The sequence below is a fragment of the Furfurilactobacillus milii genome (assembly GCF_009864005.1).
Classification (GTDB): Bacteria; Bacillota; Bacilli; order Lactobacillales; family Lactobacillaceae; genus Furfurilactobacillus; species Furfurilactobacillus rossiae_B.
This window is the reverse complement of the sequence record NZ_WEZQ01000014.1, coordinates 60,906-76,835: the sequence shown is the minus strand read 5'-3', so window position 1 is coordinate 76,835 and position 15,930 is coordinate 60,906. Positions and strand designations below refer to the sequence as shown.

The window sequence follows — 15,930 nt, the reverse complement described above, 5'->3', positions numbered from 1 at the left end:
TTATTCCTAAATGGAATAGAAAAGAGGATGACATGACAATCGATGATCTAAGGGCCTTTATCGCCACTTACGAAACCCAAAGTGTGTCTAACGCTGCTGTCAGTTTGCAAATGACCCAGTCGGCTCTCTCCAAACGTTTGAAAGGTATCCAACAGGAAGTCGATGCAGAATTGATTAGCACGACCAATCGGCGGAGCCTTCAAATCACGGAAAGTGGCGAAACTTTTTACCGCTACGCTCAGCAGCTGCTCAGTCAGTACAATGAAATGCGTGAGGCAGTCACTACAGTTGAAGACTTGCGACGCGGCAGCATTCGCATCGGTAGTGTCCCGATCATGTCTCAATATGGGCTCATGCAAGCCTTGACCAATTTTATGCAAGATTATCCGAACGTCAGTGTCCAACTTCAGGAAACGGAGGGACAGCGCATTGTTTCAGCACTACAATCACAATTACTGGATGCCATCATTATTCGTGATTTAAATACGACCTACCTTCAGCATCATCACTTAAGTCAGGTCAATCTACTCGACGACGAGTTAGTGGTCGTGCTGCCGGCGAACCATCCCCTCGCAAAAAAAGCGACGATTGCGCCTGCCGACTTAGCCGACAATGCGTTCACGTCACTTCCCCAGGGTTCCGGTGTTTATGAAACCCTTATTAAATTATGTCAGGCAGCTGGTTTCACCCCGTCGATTCATTTTGAAAGTACTCATATTGAAACTATTTTAAGCGTTGTCGCCAACTCCCAACAATGCACGCTACTGTTCAAAGAATCCGTGCGCCCCTTTATGACGGACCAGCTAGTGATGCGGCCACTAACGACGCCTATTACAAGTCACCTACAATTTGTTTACGATGCTGATCGCCATAGTGCCGCTGTTCAGCAACTATTGCACTATATCCAAAGTGCTATCAAGTCGCAGCCGCAACATTAGAGCTCGTATCCTTGCTTCATCAATACATCAGCCTTCTTAACGCACGTTTGAATCAGGAATTTTAACGGTTCTGATGGTACTAATGCTTTTCGATAGGCGACGCTGAAATCTAAACTCATCATTTCCGGTGAAAACTCAAACACGTTAATGGGCAGATCTGTTGATAATTTCTTGGCACTATTCACATTAACGATAACGGCCCCTAATTGTTTTAATGCCAAACTGAAGGCAATCCGCGAGTCACTGACCTCCATTCGATTGTTAATATGGATGCCGTTGTCGCGAAAAGCATGGTCTACTAGTTCTTGAAACCGTGATTCACCACCAATACGAATGAAATTTTCACCATTTAGTCGGCTAATCGTCTCTGCAGTGGCCTGTCGCCAGAACCTGTCCTTGCGATAAAGCCGTGACGTAGCCGGCACCAGTAGTGCCAATTTCATGATGCCTAATGGTTTCGTCACCACTCGTGGCTGATAAACCGTCTTGCCGATAAACATGTCCAACTGCCCATCTGGCAACATATTCTCTGCGCGCGAAGTGGTAACTTCCTGAATAGATAAGTGCATCTGTGGAAACCGTTTGTAAAACTCGGGAAGTAGCTCGGCAAACCAACTGGCCGCTAAAGGTTGATTGATACCCAAAGAGAGTGAACCATACTCAAACCTTCCTAAGCTTTCCATTTCAGTATCCATCGCTCGATGTAACTGTTGTTCCTGTTGCAAATACGACAGCAATCGCTCACCAGCATACGTTAAATGAATCGGCAATGTTCGATCAACTAACTGAACGCCATACTCTTTTTCAGCCTCACCAATCTGTCGGCTGACGTACGGCTGGCTCATGTATAGTCCTTGAGCAATCGCCGTCATTGTGTCATACCGGTTAACTGCCGCTAAAAAATCAACCAATCGTTTCTTCATCGTTGCTCACTTTCATGACTGTGTTTCGTTTATTTTATCATGATAAGTACTAAATCATTACCGTTTTGTAATAGCCCACGTCTGATTTTAGCATTTCACTTTCAATGTTATCGGTTACATAATGTGGTTATTGTTAATAACTGCACAAGGATTTGAAAGGATGACATTGATGACTAACGCAACTTCATGGGATGCCACATATGACGCGATTGTTCTCGGATTTGGCGGTGCAGGCGCCACTGCCGCACGTTTTGCAGCCGATGCTGGTGCCAGAGTTTTGCTAACCGACGCCGCTCCAAACGGACATGAAGGTGGTAACACCCGTTATTCTGCCCAACTTCTTGGTACTGGCGATGATTTTGACGGAGCTAAAAAATACTACAAAGCATTGACGGCACCGATGAAACTTGATGAAGATATGATTGATACTTACGTCGACGGTATGGTCCATATGCGTGACTATGTCCGCAAATACCTCGGCGTTGAACCAATCAGTGCTAAGAAAGATTTGGCAAAGATTGCACCATTGCCTTTGGATAAAGCAGTGTTTGAATACCCGGAATATGAAGGTGTCCATTCATACGATTTCACAACAGTTCATAAAGGCATGTTTGACGCCGCGCTTTGGCAAATTTTACGCCAAAAAGTTATGGACCGCGCTGATAAAATCGATGTTTGGCTTGAGTCACCAGCATTGCATTTGTTGCAAGATCCAGAAACCAAAATTGTCACAGGAGCACAAATCAAACGTCAAGGGCACACATACAATATTCAAGCCAAGAATGGTGTCGTACTAGCTGTTGGCGGTTTTGAAAACAGTCAAAAAGATATTCAAGACTACTTAGGTGCCAGTCATCTTGGCGTGCTAGGTACTTTGTACAACCGTGGTGACGGCTTACGTATGGCTGAGGAAGTCGGTGCCGATATGTGGCATATGAATAATTACGAAGCACTTGGTTTTCTCAGCGGTATGGCATTCAAACCTAAACAAGGCGAACGGGCTCGATTGTTGCTTACACCCGGTGACAGCATGTTTTCCGGTAGTATTATTACTGTTGCAGATGATGGTAGCCGTTACTTTAAAGAAGATGAACCGAACCGTCACGGCCACATTTATGACCACGGCACATGGCGAATTCCACGGACCAACGTCCACCCGCACCTGGTCTTTGACCAAGCTCAGTATGATCAATTTAAAGATGCAGAGAAGCTGCCATACCCTGAATTTTTAGACGACCTCGTAAGCGCAGATTCCGTAGCGGACTTAGCAGATAAGATCAATGCTGACCCTGAAATCTTATCCGCGACCATCAATGACTTTAATACGTTTGCCAAACAGGGCAGAGATTATTCATTCAACCGTGATCCTAAAACCATGCGAACATTTAATGACGGCCCCTACTACGCTATTGAACTAACTCATGACGTGTTAAATACACAAGGCGGTCCACGTCGTAATGTCAATGCTGAGATTTTGGACGCCAATCAGCAACCAATTCCTCATTTGTACGGTGCTGGTGAACTGGGTGGCATTTCAGCTAACCAGTATCAAGGCGGCGGAAACCTTGCTGAATGTTTGATTTTCGGTAAAATTGCCGGTGAAAATGCGGCTAAACCTAAATCTGATAGCAGCGATACAACAACTGCATCCGCAACTGATGCTTCTACTAGTGCTAGCCAAACCGAAAGTAAACCCACATTAACTGGCAGTAACGACCTAGTCGCTGACGAAACGCCTCAAGATATCAAAGTCGGCGCCCACCAATATCTTGGTAGCAGTGCAACCGGTATCGGTGGCAAGGTCGTCGTTCGCATCACTTATAATAGTGATCGCTTACAGAATGTTGAAGTCGTTCAACAAAGCGAAACCGGTGAAGTTGGCGGCGAGGCTGTGAAGGTTTTGCCTAAACGCATGGTCGCTAACAACACCTATGATGTTGATGCTGTTTCGGGTGCATCAGTATCTAGCCGCGCTATTAAAGACGCCGTAAAGGATGCGCTTTCAAAAGTAACTCATTAATTTTTCGATTTTTAGTCTAAAAGACCGCCGCAATACTCGGATAAAAAGAGTGTTGCGACGGTTTCGATTTATTACTGGCTAGTATATTAACAATGTAATGCCGTTTCGCAGACCAGAGACGCCGTTCCGTGAGGACCAAGTCTCAACCCGCAAAAAACGCGGTTTTCAACCTCGATTCTGAGCCAAAAACCGTCTCAGAATTCGTCCCACAACACTAAATGGCCCCAAACCAAGCCATAAGTGTTGTCGACAGGGAACTCTGTCTCTGGTCCGCTTCACTCGTATAACAGGTAAATTATACAAAATTGGCTACTGAACATGCATAAATGTTCAGTAGCCAATTAAGTTCTTTATAGTCGGAGGGCGTCAACATTGGAACCAAGTCGTGAAAGTAACGTTAATTCGGCGATTTTCCGAATTTAGGTTACGGACGGTCGTAAAGATTCGAGGGGGTCACGAAGCTTTACGACGAGGTGCGAGACTCCGGTTTCTCAGGAGGCTCAAACCGGTCCCGCGGCGGTGTTCCAATGTTGACAACCGCAGGCGGCATTTAAGCTGTTAGACCTCTACGCCACCGTTTGTTTGAGCGCGAACAGTGTGCTGATGAATTCTTGCTGAATCTTGTTCGGCAAAAACGCCTTCCGCACGACTAGCGACATGTTAAACCGCTCAGGTAATGGGTCGTCCAATGTCAACGCAACCACATCGTCGCTAGGTTGAACCGCATCGTCAACCAGTAAACTAACACCTAAATTAGCTCTAACCAACCCTTTAATTAACGACAATGTTGGCGTGCTATAAATGACATTCGGTTTGAAACCAGCATATTCACTGTAGGCCTTCAACGCTTGTGGGTGAACAAACTTCCCAGTCATCGTAATAAAATTATCCCGTGCCAGTTGTTCAAACGAAATATGTCCAGCGTCTGCCAACGGATGTTCCTTGCTGACAACTGCTTTAAATGGGTGCGATGCCAACAATGTAATATCGAGATTTTCCTCGTGAAGTGGGCGAACCGATCCAAGCAATGCAACGTCAATGTTGCCGGACTCTAACTCCTTCAACAACTGATCAGAACCAACTTCCAACGTTTGAGTGTAATTTAGCAGCCCCTTTGAAAACAGCTGGCCTGCAATTAACGGAAACCACATCGTGCCGATAATTGGTGGCATACCAAACTGAATGGTCGATTGATTGGCACGAGATACCTCACTGTGCGCTAGGTCTAAGTCCTTTAAGATGCGTTGAGCACGCTGATACAGTAAAATCCCTGCGCGCGTAATAGTCAGTTTATTATGGGCACGATCACGTTGAACCAACGGCGCGCCAAACTCATTTTCCAGTCGCTGAATCGCCACCGTAATGGTCGGCTGACTCACGTTAAAACGGCTAGCAACCACCGTAAAGTTTCTCAATTCTACTAATGATGAAAAATAGGCCAAGTCGCGCGTGTTCACGTCGTTTGCGCCCCTTCCGTTGAATGTTAATCACAATATCTAAAGACTACCATACTTCTCAAATGTCGGTTAGCCATTTCGCATGGCTGGTAGGAAAATGCGATTTTGTACACAGTTTCGTGAAAAATTTAGGTATCAACTCGGCAAAACTGATCCAAAATAGTAGTTTGCACTGTTACATAGCCAAAACGCGTTCACACCCCACGAGCCTTGTGCATAACTCAAAACAAGCGCTGCAAAGGAAAGTTCACCTTTACAACGCTTGTTTTATGTTATTGCTCGGCTCTAAACCGGGGTGTTCACGCTCTAATCTTTTACCTCATGAATCGCGTCAATCACACTACCATCGCGGTATTCCACGAGGGCAACTGTGCGGTCGGTAAATTCAAGTGGTTTGGGCGTGCCGACTTTGGCAGCGGCCATCTTTTGTAATTCATCGATTGTGTACACTGGCACACCAGCTAAATGACCTAATGATTCTTGTAGGTCCTTACGCTTAGGGTTGATGGCGATACCGTATTCGGTAACCAGAACATCAATGGAGTCACCAGGCGTAACAACTGTCGTAACATCTGGCACAACCGTTGCAATTCGGCCACGAACTAACGGTGCAGAGATAATCGTCAGTTTAGCAGTAGCGGCATCTTGGTGTCCACCAACGGCACCACGGATGACACCATCTGAACCAGTCATAACGTTAACGTTGAACTTCGTGTCAATTTCCAAAGCACTCAGGATAACAACATCCAGTTGATCAACCATTGCACCCTTGTTATCAGGATCGGCATACCACGAAGCGTCGATTTCCTGTTGTTTAGGGTTGGTGTGCATGGAATCAGCAGCACCCTTATCAAAGTCCTGCACATCCATCACGCGGTCAATCAAACCTTCTTTTAACAGGTCTGTCGTTGGCTTGGTGATGCCACCTAAAGCAAACGAGGCCTTGATCTTGTTGTCAATCATAGCCTGACGCAGGTAACGGGTAACTGCCAAGGCAGCACCACCAGAACCAGTCTGGAATGAGAAGCCATCTTTAAAGTATGGGGAGTTAACGATCACATCATTAACTGTTGACGCAATCTTCAATTCCTTAGGATCTTTGGTGAAACGAGTTGCTCCAGAACCAATTTTGTCTGGGTCACCTACTTGGTCCACTTGAACCACGTAGTCAACTTGTGTCTGTTTGATTGAAGCAGGCGTGTTCGGGTATGGCATCAAGTTATCCGTTAACAGCACCACTTTGTTAGCATACTGTGCGTCCATCAAAGCGTAGCCTAATGAACCAAAGACAGCTTTACCGTCCATCCCGTTGGCATTACCTAGCTTGTCGGCGTTTGGCACACCAAGGAAGGCAACATCAATTTTAATGTCACCATGTTCAATGGCACGGGCACGATCACCGTGTGAACGGAAGATAACTGGGTTCTTCAAGTTACCGTGTGATACGAAGTCACCTAGTGAACCACGCATCCCCGAACTCGTGATGTTGGTTACCGTACCAGCCTTGATGGCTTCAATAACCATGTCGTTCATAACACCAGTCAGTGAAGATGGTGCCAATGTTAGATTCTTAATACCAGCATCGATGATAACCCGCATCACCTTGTTAAACACAAAGTCACCGTTACGGAAGTGGTGATGGAATGAAATGGTCATGCCATCTTTAACCGTTGCTTTAACAACGTCTTCGATGGAGTCAACTAACTTGTCGTCACCCGTTTGAACGTGAACAGAAGGCGCAACCCGTTGAATATCTGGGTTACCGATATTAGTTGTTTCATATGGCTTGTAGTCTAAGGCTGCCATAACATCATCTGGCAACTCGCGATTTACATTATTTTTCAATGGTATTGCCCTCCTCATCTACTAAGTGTGAAGCTTTTGCCAAACGCATAACCCGTTGTGCCCGAAGAACAACGGGACGGTCAACCATCTGACCATTCATTGAGATAACACCGGAACCCTTGATCCGAGCTTCTTCAATGGCGTTAATAACATTCTTAGCATTTGCAATTTCCTTGGCCGTTGGTTGGTAGACCTCGTTAACCATAGCAATTTGGCGTGGGTTAACCAGTGACTTACCATCGAAACCAAGTTGGTGAATGTACCGCGTTTCACGGTAGAAGCCTTCAGTATCATCCATGTTAGTGAAGACAGTATCGAACGCAGCGATGCCAGCCGCACGAGCAGCATGCAGAACCATGTTGCGGGCGAACTCTAATTCGGCACCATCTGGGTAACGGTGTGTCTTCATGTCAGTTGTGTAGTCTTCAGCAGACAATGCAATCCCGATCATGCGGTCAGAAGCGGCAGCAATTGCTGGGGCGTTTAAGACCCCCTTGGCGCTTTCGATAGCAGCCATCAAGTGGGTTGAACCTTCTTCACGACCAAATTCCTTTTCAGCAGCTAAAACATCTGCTTCCAACGTTTTGATCATGTCTGCAGTTTCAGTCTTTGGCAAACGGATAACGTCGATGCCGGCCTTAACCATTGCTTTAATATCATTGTGATAATAAGGTGTGTCGTCACCATTAATCCGGACAACCAGTTCAGCGTTGCCGTAATCTTGTGACTTCAATGCTTCGTAAACTAATGCACGAGCAGCATCCTTTTCAGCCATTGAAACGGCATCTTCAAGGTCAAACATAATGGAGTCAGCACCGTAGATACCGGCATCCTTAACCATTGCGGGGTTATTACCGGGAACAAACATCATTGTCCGGCGTAAGCGTTCTTCAGTTTCAGCCATATTAAAATGCCTCCCATGCTGGTTGATCTTGAGTTTGTAATGCGCGTTGGGCAACGGCGATCGTCCGTGCCTTGATAACACAATCCAAAGCACCTTTGTCGACAGCCTTGACCTTGCCGTTATCAATATCGAATTCAGCTAATGTGTCCGTAATCACCTTACGAATTTGATCGCCAAACTGTTTTTCAACGTCCGATTCCAAATCAATGGTGATACCGTCTGTGCCCTTCGACAACATAATTTGAATGTCGGAAGATTCCAGCGTGCCCGCAAGTGCGGTCTGCTTAATTTCCATTAATGTTCATTCCTTTCTTGATGCGAAACTGTAGTGACTCTAAATGTTGGTTAATAAAGTTAATCGTGCTAGGTGGTAACAGCGCAGCTAATGAATCAAGTTGATCATCTGCAATCGCCTTACGAACTGCAGTTGCAGTGACAATTGTCCCATCCGTCGTCGTTTTTCGATCGACGATTTTAACAGCTACCTGCGGCGGAAGTTCACGTTGCAAAACTTGGTTATAGATTCCAGTCGTTCGCGACAACGGTTCCGTTCCTAAATAACGGGTCTTAATGTTCAACGCTGGCGCAATTCGATCACGGAAAATGCGCGCATCGAGGGTCGTTTGGTAGTCCACTTGTTGATCGGGCGCCGGTAAAAAGTAAGCCGGGAATGTGGCGTAACTAACCATATAGTCGCCACCATTCACAACAATGACGTTCTTTAAATCGGCTGTCCCCTGTTTGACCAATTCAAACCGTTCGGCCTTTGTGAACAGAGAAGCATCCGTGTTAACGACAAAAACATAAACAACGTCATTTTCACCGGCTGCCTGTTCGACCAAGTAACGATGCCCCCGAGTAAACGGATTGGCATTCATTACGATACCGGCCACCCGCTTGTTCGTTTGATCAGCTACGCGCGGAATTGCATCGAGATAATCATCAATGCTACTGTCTCCAGTTTCCAACAAAGCGGCAACATCTGAATGCGCCAACTCATGGAACCCAACGTGTTGAAAACTGTCGGAGTACTTAAGTTTAGTGAAGACAAACAGATGGAAGATCTGCTGTTGGAACAAGCGGCTGATGAGCGCAGAGACAATTGTGTTAAACCGTGACCCTTGATCGACGCCTTTATTGCAAACGCCGATGTATTTTAAAATATTTCCGGCAGCAGACCCAGTTGCCACTAACTTGTCCCCTTCGTAAATGCCAAGGGTGAAGTCAATTGCATCTGTTTCCTGCGACTGAAAATCCGTAATGCCTAACGAAGTCAGAAAATCCTCCCACGTTTTGCGAACCTGTGGGTCATTCAAGTGCAAATCAACAATTTCATTATTCATTCGCCATGTACCACCCTTTTCGTGCAGTTCGTCACATGCCATGAAAAAGTAACGAACCAGATATCGTGTTCTACAGGTGCTATTTTACTCGGCTCGTGTTAATATTGCAAATTGAAAGCCGATTTTTAAAATACTTAAAAACGTCAATTTAATCTTTTGCACATTTTAAAGTACACTTGCATTTTTTAAAATTCTGTGATGAGATAGACAATAGAAGTCTAAAGAACGGAGTAACCGCACATGGATGATGTCAAACACCGTGAACAATTAGCCGGGATTGCGCAGGATTATTACCTATCCAAACTGCCTATTACAGATATCTCGGAAAAATACCACCTCAGTCGTTACCTCATTAGTAAATCGCTGGATGAAGCGCTGGCCTCAGGGTTGGTTAAAATCAGTATCGATACACCCGTTTCTCGCAACGTTGAAATGGAGCTTGCCTTCAAGCAGAAATTCAACATTCGTAACATGATGATTCTAAAAGATAGTGACTCGCCGGACAAAGACTCAGCGAACGTCATTGATTTTGCTGCGGCTGAAATTCAGGAACTGATCCGTCACTGTCATGTTGTCGGGATGACGTGGGGTGACACCGTGTGGAACATCATTGACCGGTTTCAAACGGAAGTCCGCGAAAACCTTATCTTCACACAGTTTGTTGGTGAAAACTTAAAACTGAACACGGCCGCCAGTACGGTGCCGCTTGTCCAGAAAGCAGCTGCCAAGTTTGACGCTCAGTACGTCACCCTGCCAGCGCCGCTTTATGTCAACAACGATGAGATTCGTGAAGCTTTACGCAGTGAACCTGCCTTAGTGCCAGCGTTATCGTCCGCGGCCCGAATGGATATGGTGTTTGCCGGCATTGGCACACTTGCCTCAATCAACACCATCCCCGTTTGGAAGCAGCATTTCAGCAACCTATTTGAAAACGTGGATGATCAACAGATTGCCGGTGTGCTGTTTGGGCGGCCATATGACGTGGACGGTAATTTACTGAATAATCATGATAAAACCATGGGCGTGTCAATGGACGAACTACTAACGGTTCCCCGCCGTGTCGGTATTGTGAAGAGCAAATTTAAGAGTCGTGCGTTGCTGGGTGCTCTGCGCGGTGGCTTTTTGACGGACGTCATCACCAACGAGGCCGTGGCTAATCGTGTCCTGCTGGAAATGGATTAACGGTAAATTTGCTATTTTGATGTATAATATTTCGTATATCAAACCATTAGGATGTGACGTATTATGAATAAATCACAAACGGCCGTTTTTAACGACATTGACAAAGCTTATCAAAACGATGAAATTCAAGCCATTCCAGAATTACGCGATATGTTGTTGAGCTATGCTAAACAGCTTTATAACAATGGCAACGATGATGTAATCGTGACTAAAGTCAGATCAGATATTTCAAAATACGCGATTCTCCACCAATACCAAGTCCCAAAGGCGTTACACGATTTGTACCATGATCTAGACCATAAGACACACTATGGTAATACCAATGTCGTTCCGTTTATCATCAACTGAATGTGCAATTTGCTAGATATATGGAAGTCAAAACGATGCACACAAATTTTGATCAACAGAATTAGATGCTAAACTCTCAAAGGTTATTCAGGCAGCCATTGATTCAGGTGAAATGGAAGAAGTTCATCTTTCATCACTGTCCGACCTAGACGGTATTTGGAACGATGAAGCAGGTGTTGATGAATTACCCGCATAATCGAATTTTTTTAAATTACCCATTATCCTAGTTTATTCAAAATCAACAAAGGTCTTTCAAAGCTCATTAATTGGAGTTTTGAAAGACCTTTTTTGCCAATAATCTATTTAAATGCACTAAATGCGTCATCAATTGCTTTATATTCTTCATCAGACAAAACAACTGTCAACGCCTTCGCATTACTGTCGACTTGTTCAGGTTTGCGAGCACCCGGAATCACAACACCAACAGCCGGATTGGCGATGTACCATGCCAAAATCGTTTGAGCGACAGTCGCGTCATGTTTGTCAGCAATCCCGCGGACAACATCCAACCCTTTCATAATCAGTTGATATTGTTCAACTGAGAATTGTTTGAACTTATCCGCATCGTCTGGACCGTACTTACCAGTCAGCAAACCAGATGCCAGTGGGAAGTATGGAACAAACGAAATCTTGTTATCCTCCAGATATGGGAACAATTCCTTTTCTGCCTCACGGTGAACCAGACTGTAATTGTCCTCTACAATGTCGACTAACCCATCTTTGTTAGCTTCTTTGATCTGGTCCAAACTGAAATTGGAAACACCGATTGCCTTGATCTTGCCAGCATGTTTGACATCGTTTAACGCCGCCACTGCTTCATTCTTTTGTGTCGTTTCATCTGGAAAATGAATATAGAAAATATCAATATAGTCAGTCTTCAAACGTTTCAACGCAATATCAACGGACTTCTTCAGGAATGCTGGGGTATTGTTATTCTTTAAATCATTGTCGCTGTCTTGAGCAGCCTTTGTTGCCAGGACAACTTTACTGCGATCGTAGTTCTGTAAAACGTCGCCAATAATTTCTTCTGACCGGCCAAGACCATACATAAATGCTGTATCTAGTAATGTAATGCCACTGTCTAAAGCGGCCTTAACGACAGCCGCACCATCCTCATCCTTTAGACCAGGAAACAGGTTATGACCACCGACTTTGTTTGTACCTAAACCTAACTTAGTTGTCGAAACGTTACTTTTGCCGATTGTGACTGTTTTTGCCATGTGTGAACGTCCTCCCTAAATTGAAATGCTGTGATGTGTACGTGATTATCATAGGGAAAATTGGGAGGAAGGTAAAACATTTGGTTTGGGAAAAAGGAAATCCGCTTAATCACGCGCAAGTATCTGATCAGCTGACCAAGAAATTAGCTGATTGGCTTTATTAATGGCTGCTTCCTGCTGGCCTGTTTGAATACTGCTAAAAAGTTCCTGCAATTGGTGATCGATTGTTTCTGAATTGCCAATTTCAAATAGCCATCTGCCTAGAGTCAGATAAATGGATTGAAAATTAGCAATTAATAATGGATAAACTGCATTGTCTGAGGCAATCGCTAGCGTATGGAAAAATTGGTACAAAAGCTGCGCAGATTCCGCTGGCGAGCAGTTATTTTTCATCTGAAAAATCGTCTGTTGGGCTTCTAATAATGTGGTTTTATTTTGTTGACGGGTTGCCAACCGCACAATGTCGCTTTCCAGCTGATGACGAACTTCAAAAATCGAATTTAACAATGATGGCCGATAGTTGCCACCACGAAAATTTATGATTTCATTGAGCGTTTCTAAACTGCCGTTGCGGCGATAATCTGCAACAAAGTTACCGGTTCGTGGCCTCATTTCGACAAAGTGAAGCGCTTGAAGTCGACGTAATCCGGTATTAATTACACCCCGACTGACATTCATTTGCCTACATAATTCCCGTTCGGTTGGTAGTTGGTCACCAATATGCAATTGGCCCGATAAAATCGCCGTTTTGATTTGCTCAATAAATAAATCAACAGAAGTTGGTGCTTCAATAGCGTTAAATTCCGTAATCATCACCCTCTTTATACATATTCAATGGTCGTGGTCATACCAGTGATCACTGGTAATAAAATGCGCATTAATAGCCGTTTAGTCCTTGTAATCGTTTACATTATACGCCTGGGCAACCAATAATGAACATGTGTTAGTTAATAAGTTCACTAATTGGAGGCGTCTTATTGATGAAAAAATATGATGTGATTGTAATCGGAGCCGGAAACGGTGGCCTAGTGGCCGCAGCAACGGCTGCAAAACGAGGATTGTCAACGCTCTTACTTGAACGCCATAACTTGCCTGGCGGAGCAGCAACAAGTTTTACTCGAGGACGTTTTGAGTTTGAACCCTCGCTTCATGAGCTGGCCAACTATGGCACGCCAGAAATGCCAGGTAGTGTTCGCCAACTGTTTGACTGGCTGGGGTTACACGTTAAGTTCCATGAGGCTCCTGGCGCATATCGCGTTATCAAATCAGGACCAGATGGTTTTGATGCTGTGATGCCCACTGGTCAAGAAGCTTTCATTAACAAACTAGAAGAACTCGTCCCCGGAAGCCGAGAAAGTGTCACGAAATTCTTTGATTTAGGCATGGAGTCTTTAATGGCCTTCGCTGAATTTCAGGCAGAGCCCAATAACATTGATTGGCATGCGATTGGAGAAAAGTATCCTCACTTCATTCACTATGCTAAACGACCTTACAAGGAAGTCTTAGACGAGCTTAATGTCCCTCAAAAGGCCCAGGACATTATGATGGCCTATTGGTGCTACATTGGCGTGCCAGGTGACGACTTCGAATTTGCCTATATGGGCATGATGTTGGTTGCCTACGTTGTCATGGGCGCCTACGTGCCAACAACCAGATCTCATGAAATTTCGACGGCAATTCTGCAAACATTGCTTGATAATCACGGTGACGCTTGGTTTAACACCGAAGTAAATCGAATTGTTGTTGAAAACGGCAAAGCCGTTGGTGTGCAAATTGGTAACGAAACCATTTATGGCCGCGAAATTATTGCAGACGTCATTCCCACTACAGTTTATGGAAAAATGATGCGTGCCAGCGACGTACCCGAACGCGGTTTGAAGTTAGCAAACGCACGTACTTTAGGGACAAGCGGATTTTTAGTCTACTTAGGATTAAACAAATCACCTGAAGAATTAGGCATCAAAGACTACAGTGTTTTCATTTCCAAAACAGCGGATTCAAGTGAACAATTTTCTGCGACTAAAGAACGAAACAAACAAAATGATTTCACGATTATGAATTGTCTCAACCTAGCTGATCCTGGATGCTCGCCGGCAGGAACTTCGGTTCTATACGCAACAAAGTTGTATTTCGGTTCAAGCTGGGATGATGTACAACCTGAGAATTATGCGAAAGTCAAAGACGAAATTGCACAACAGGTTATTGACCAATATGAATCAGCAACTGGGGTAAAAATTCGCGATGCTGTAGAAGAAATTGAAATTGCAACGCCAGAAACGTTTGCCCGTTATCTTAGAAGTCCCGAAGGTGAAATATATGGCTATTACGGTCATCCGTGGGATCAAATGTTAGCTCGTACAATGGCGATCAACGAAGACGACCAGCAAATGCCACATTTACACTTCTGTGGTGGTAGTGGCTTTTTGATGGATGGCTATAGTTCCGCCTATCAATCTGGTTTTGTTACAGCGAATATGGTCGCTGGACAGTTAGCAAAACAGGAGGTAACAAAATGAGTGACTTAACTTTGCAACAGGATTTACAAGGATTGAAATCATTGAAGAACGAACGTAATGCTGCCATTGATGCGGCATCCACACGTCCGTTACCCAAAACTTTTCCTGTGAACGAGCTTGCTAGCAAACTGCATCCTGAAAGTCAGTTTTTGAAAATTAAACAAGTGATTGAACATAGTGCTGATGAACGCAGCTTTGTGCTGGAACCCGATATGGAAAAAGGCACACAACACCTAGCCTATTTCAGAGCCGGCCAATACATTAGCATTAGACTAAAAATCGGCAATAGTTACGTTACTAGACCTTACGCTATTCGTTCCGCACCAACAGACGCATTGAAGGATCAGTATATCATCACCATCAAACGGGTCAAAAATGGGTTTGTGACGTCATTTATTTTCGATAACTGGACTGTTGGCACTCCCGTTGAAGCATCTGCACCAGCAGGTAATTTATACTTTGAGCCATTGCGTGACCAAAAGAATATTGTTGGCTTAGCCGGTGGTAGCGGGATCACACCATTCTATTCGCTCGCTTCCGCAATTGCGGATGGTACAGAGCACGTTAAACTGACAATCCTGTATGGAAGTCGGCAACACGACCATATTCTTCTGGCACCAGAGTTTAGCAAGATTCTGTCAAAAACTAACGACGTAAAATTGATTAATGTCCTGAGTGATGACGATATCGACGGATTTGAACATGGCTTCATCACAGCTGAATTAATTCAGAAGTATGCTCCGCAAACGCCATATTCAATTTTCATTTGCGGACCCGAAGCAATGTATGAATTTATGGATAAAGAAGTTAAAAAACTCAATTTGCCAGCAGGACGCATTCGTCACGAATTAAGTGGTAACTATGGCAGTCCATATCATGAAACAGACTATCCAGCTGATTCACGTGATAAGGTCTATCGATTGACGGTCAAGACACGTGACCATGAACAAATCATTTCCGCTCAAAGCAATGAATCGATACTAGTGGCAATGGAGCGCGCAGGTATTACTGCTCCTTCACTATGTCGGAGCGGTGAATGTGGTGTTTGCCGATCCAGATTAATTTCAGGAAAAGTTTTCAGTCCCGAAATTATTGATGGTCGCCGCGTGGCCGATAGTGAGTATGGTTACATTCATACTTGTGCTTCATTCCCAATCAGTGATGTTTCGATTGAAGTTCCGGTCCATGATCTTGCTGACCAATTTGGTTAATCCGTGAGAAAAGAGGAATTGAT

At 44.6% G+C, this 15,930-nt stretch carries 14 protein-coding genes; 6 read left to right on the top strand and 8 right to left on the bottom strand.

What is annotated here, in order from left to right:
- Positions 1 to 32: 32 nt before the first annotated feature.
- Positions 33 to 938: a LysR family transcriptional regulator gene (locus GB993_RS08070; RefSeq protein WP_161003849.1), complete on the top strand. Its 906-nt coding sequence runs from the start codon at positions 33 to 35 to the stop codon at positions 936 to 938.
- On the opposite strand, the gene GB993_RS08065 is transcribed toward GB993_RS08070, so the two are convergent.
- Positions 935 to 1,861 (bottom strand): LysR family transcriptional regulator, encoded by a 927-nt coding sequence (locus GB993_RS08065; RefSeq protein ID WP_161003848.1) that lies wholly within the window; start codon positions 1,859 to 1,861, stop codon positions 935 to 937. The genes GB993_RS08070 and GB993_RS08065 overlap by 4 nt on opposite strands.
- Positions 1,862 to 2,030: 169 nt before the next feature.
- Between GB993_RS08065 and GB993_RS08060 the strand changes: the two genes are divergently transcribed.
- Positions 2,031 to 3,881, top strand: coding sequence for an FAD-binding protein (locus tag GB993_RS08060; RefSeq protein ID WP_238331629.1), 1,851 nt, complete (start codon positions 2,031 to 2,033; stop codon positions 3,879 to 3,881).
- A 566-nt stretch (positions 3,882 to 4,447) separates the two neighbouring features.
- Here the strand turns inward: GB993_RS08060 and GB993_RS08055 are convergent.
- From GB993_RS08055 to citC, 5 genes are all read right to left on the bottom strand, one after another.
- Entirely contained in the window at positions 4,448 to 5,338 is an 891-nt protein-coding gene (locus tag GB993_RS08055) for a LysR substrate-binding domain-containing protein (protein WP_161003846.1), read from the bottom strand.
- 306 nt (positions 5,339 to 5,644) lie between these two features.
- Positions 5,645 to 7,183 (bottom strand): citrate lyase subunit alpha, encoded by a 1,539-nt coding sequence (citF, locus tag GB993_RS08050; protein ID WP_161003845.1) that lies wholly within the window; start codon positions 7,181 to 7,183, stop codon positions 5,645 to 5,647.
- On the bottom strand, positions 7,173 to 8,087 hold the full coding sequence (gene citE, locus GB993_RS08045) for a citrate (pro-3S)-lyase subunit beta (protein WP_017260633.1): 915 nt from the start codon (positions 8,085 to 8,087) through the stop codon (positions 7,173 to 7,175). The genes citF and citE overlap by 11 nt, the downstream gene beginning before the upstream one ends.
- Before the next feature lies 1 nt (position 8,088).
- Entirely contained in the window at positions 8,089 to 8,382 is a 294-nt protein-coding gene (citD, locus tag GB993_RS08040; RefSeq protein WP_161003844.1) for a citrate lyase acyl carrier protein, read from the bottom strand.
- Positions 8,372 to 9,430, bottom strand: a complete 1,059-nt coding sequence (gene citC / locus GB993_RS08035) for a [citrate (pro-3S)-lyase] ligase (RefSeq protein ID WP_161003843.1) — start codon at positions 9,428 to 9,430, stop codon at positions 8,372 to 8,374. The genes citD and citC overlap by 11 nt, the downstream gene beginning before the upstream one ends.
- 240 nt (positions 9,431 to 9,670) lie before the next feature.
- On the opposite strand from citC, the gene GB993_RS08030 reads away from it, so the two are divergent.
- Entirely contained in the window at positions 9,671 to 10,612 is a 942-nt protein-coding gene (locus GB993_RS08030; RefSeq protein WP_161003842.1) for a sugar-binding transcriptional regulator, read from the top strand.
- Between the two features lie 63 nt (positions 10,613 to 10,675).
- A complete protein-coding gene (locus tag GB993_RS08025) occupies positions 10,676 to 10,960 on the top strand; it encodes a bacteriocin immunity protein (RefSeq protein WP_161003841.1) in 285 nt (94 codons plus the stop codon).
- 299 nt (positions 10,961 to 11,259) lie between these two features.
- Here GB993_RS08025 and GB993_RS08020 read toward each other — a convergent pair whose 3' ends face one another.
- Both GB993_RS08020 and GB993_RS08015 read right to left on the bottom strand, forming a co-directional pair.
- Entirely contained in the window at positions 11,260 to 12,180 is a 921-nt protein-coding gene (locus tag GB993_RS08020) for an aldo/keto reductase (RefSeq protein WP_161003840.1), read from the bottom strand.
- 105 nt (positions 12,181 to 12,285) lie between these two features.
- Positions 12,286 to 12,993: a FadR/GntR family transcriptional regulator gene (locus tag GB993_RS08015; protein WP_161003839.1), complete on the bottom strand. Its 708-nt coding sequence runs from the start codon at positions 12,991 to 12,993 to the stop codon at positions 12,286 to 12,288.
- Between the two features lie 167 nt (positions 12,994 to 13,160).
- Between GB993_RS08015 and GB993_RS08010 the strand changes: the two genes are divergently transcribed.
- Entirely contained in the window at positions 13,161 to 14,696 is a 1,536-nt protein-coding gene (locus tag GB993_RS08010; RefSeq protein WP_161003838.1) for a phytoene desaturase family protein, read from the top strand.
- Positions 14,693 to 15,907, top strand: a complete 1,215-nt coding sequence (locus tag GB993_RS08005; RefSeq protein WP_161003837.1) for an iron-sulfur cluster-binding domain-containing protein — start codon at positions 14,693 to 14,695, stop codon at positions 15,905 to 15,907. The genes GB993_RS08010 and GB993_RS08005 overlap by 4 nt, the downstream gene beginning before the upstream one ends.
- The last annotated feature ends 23 nt before the right edge of the window (positions 15,908 to 15,930 follow it).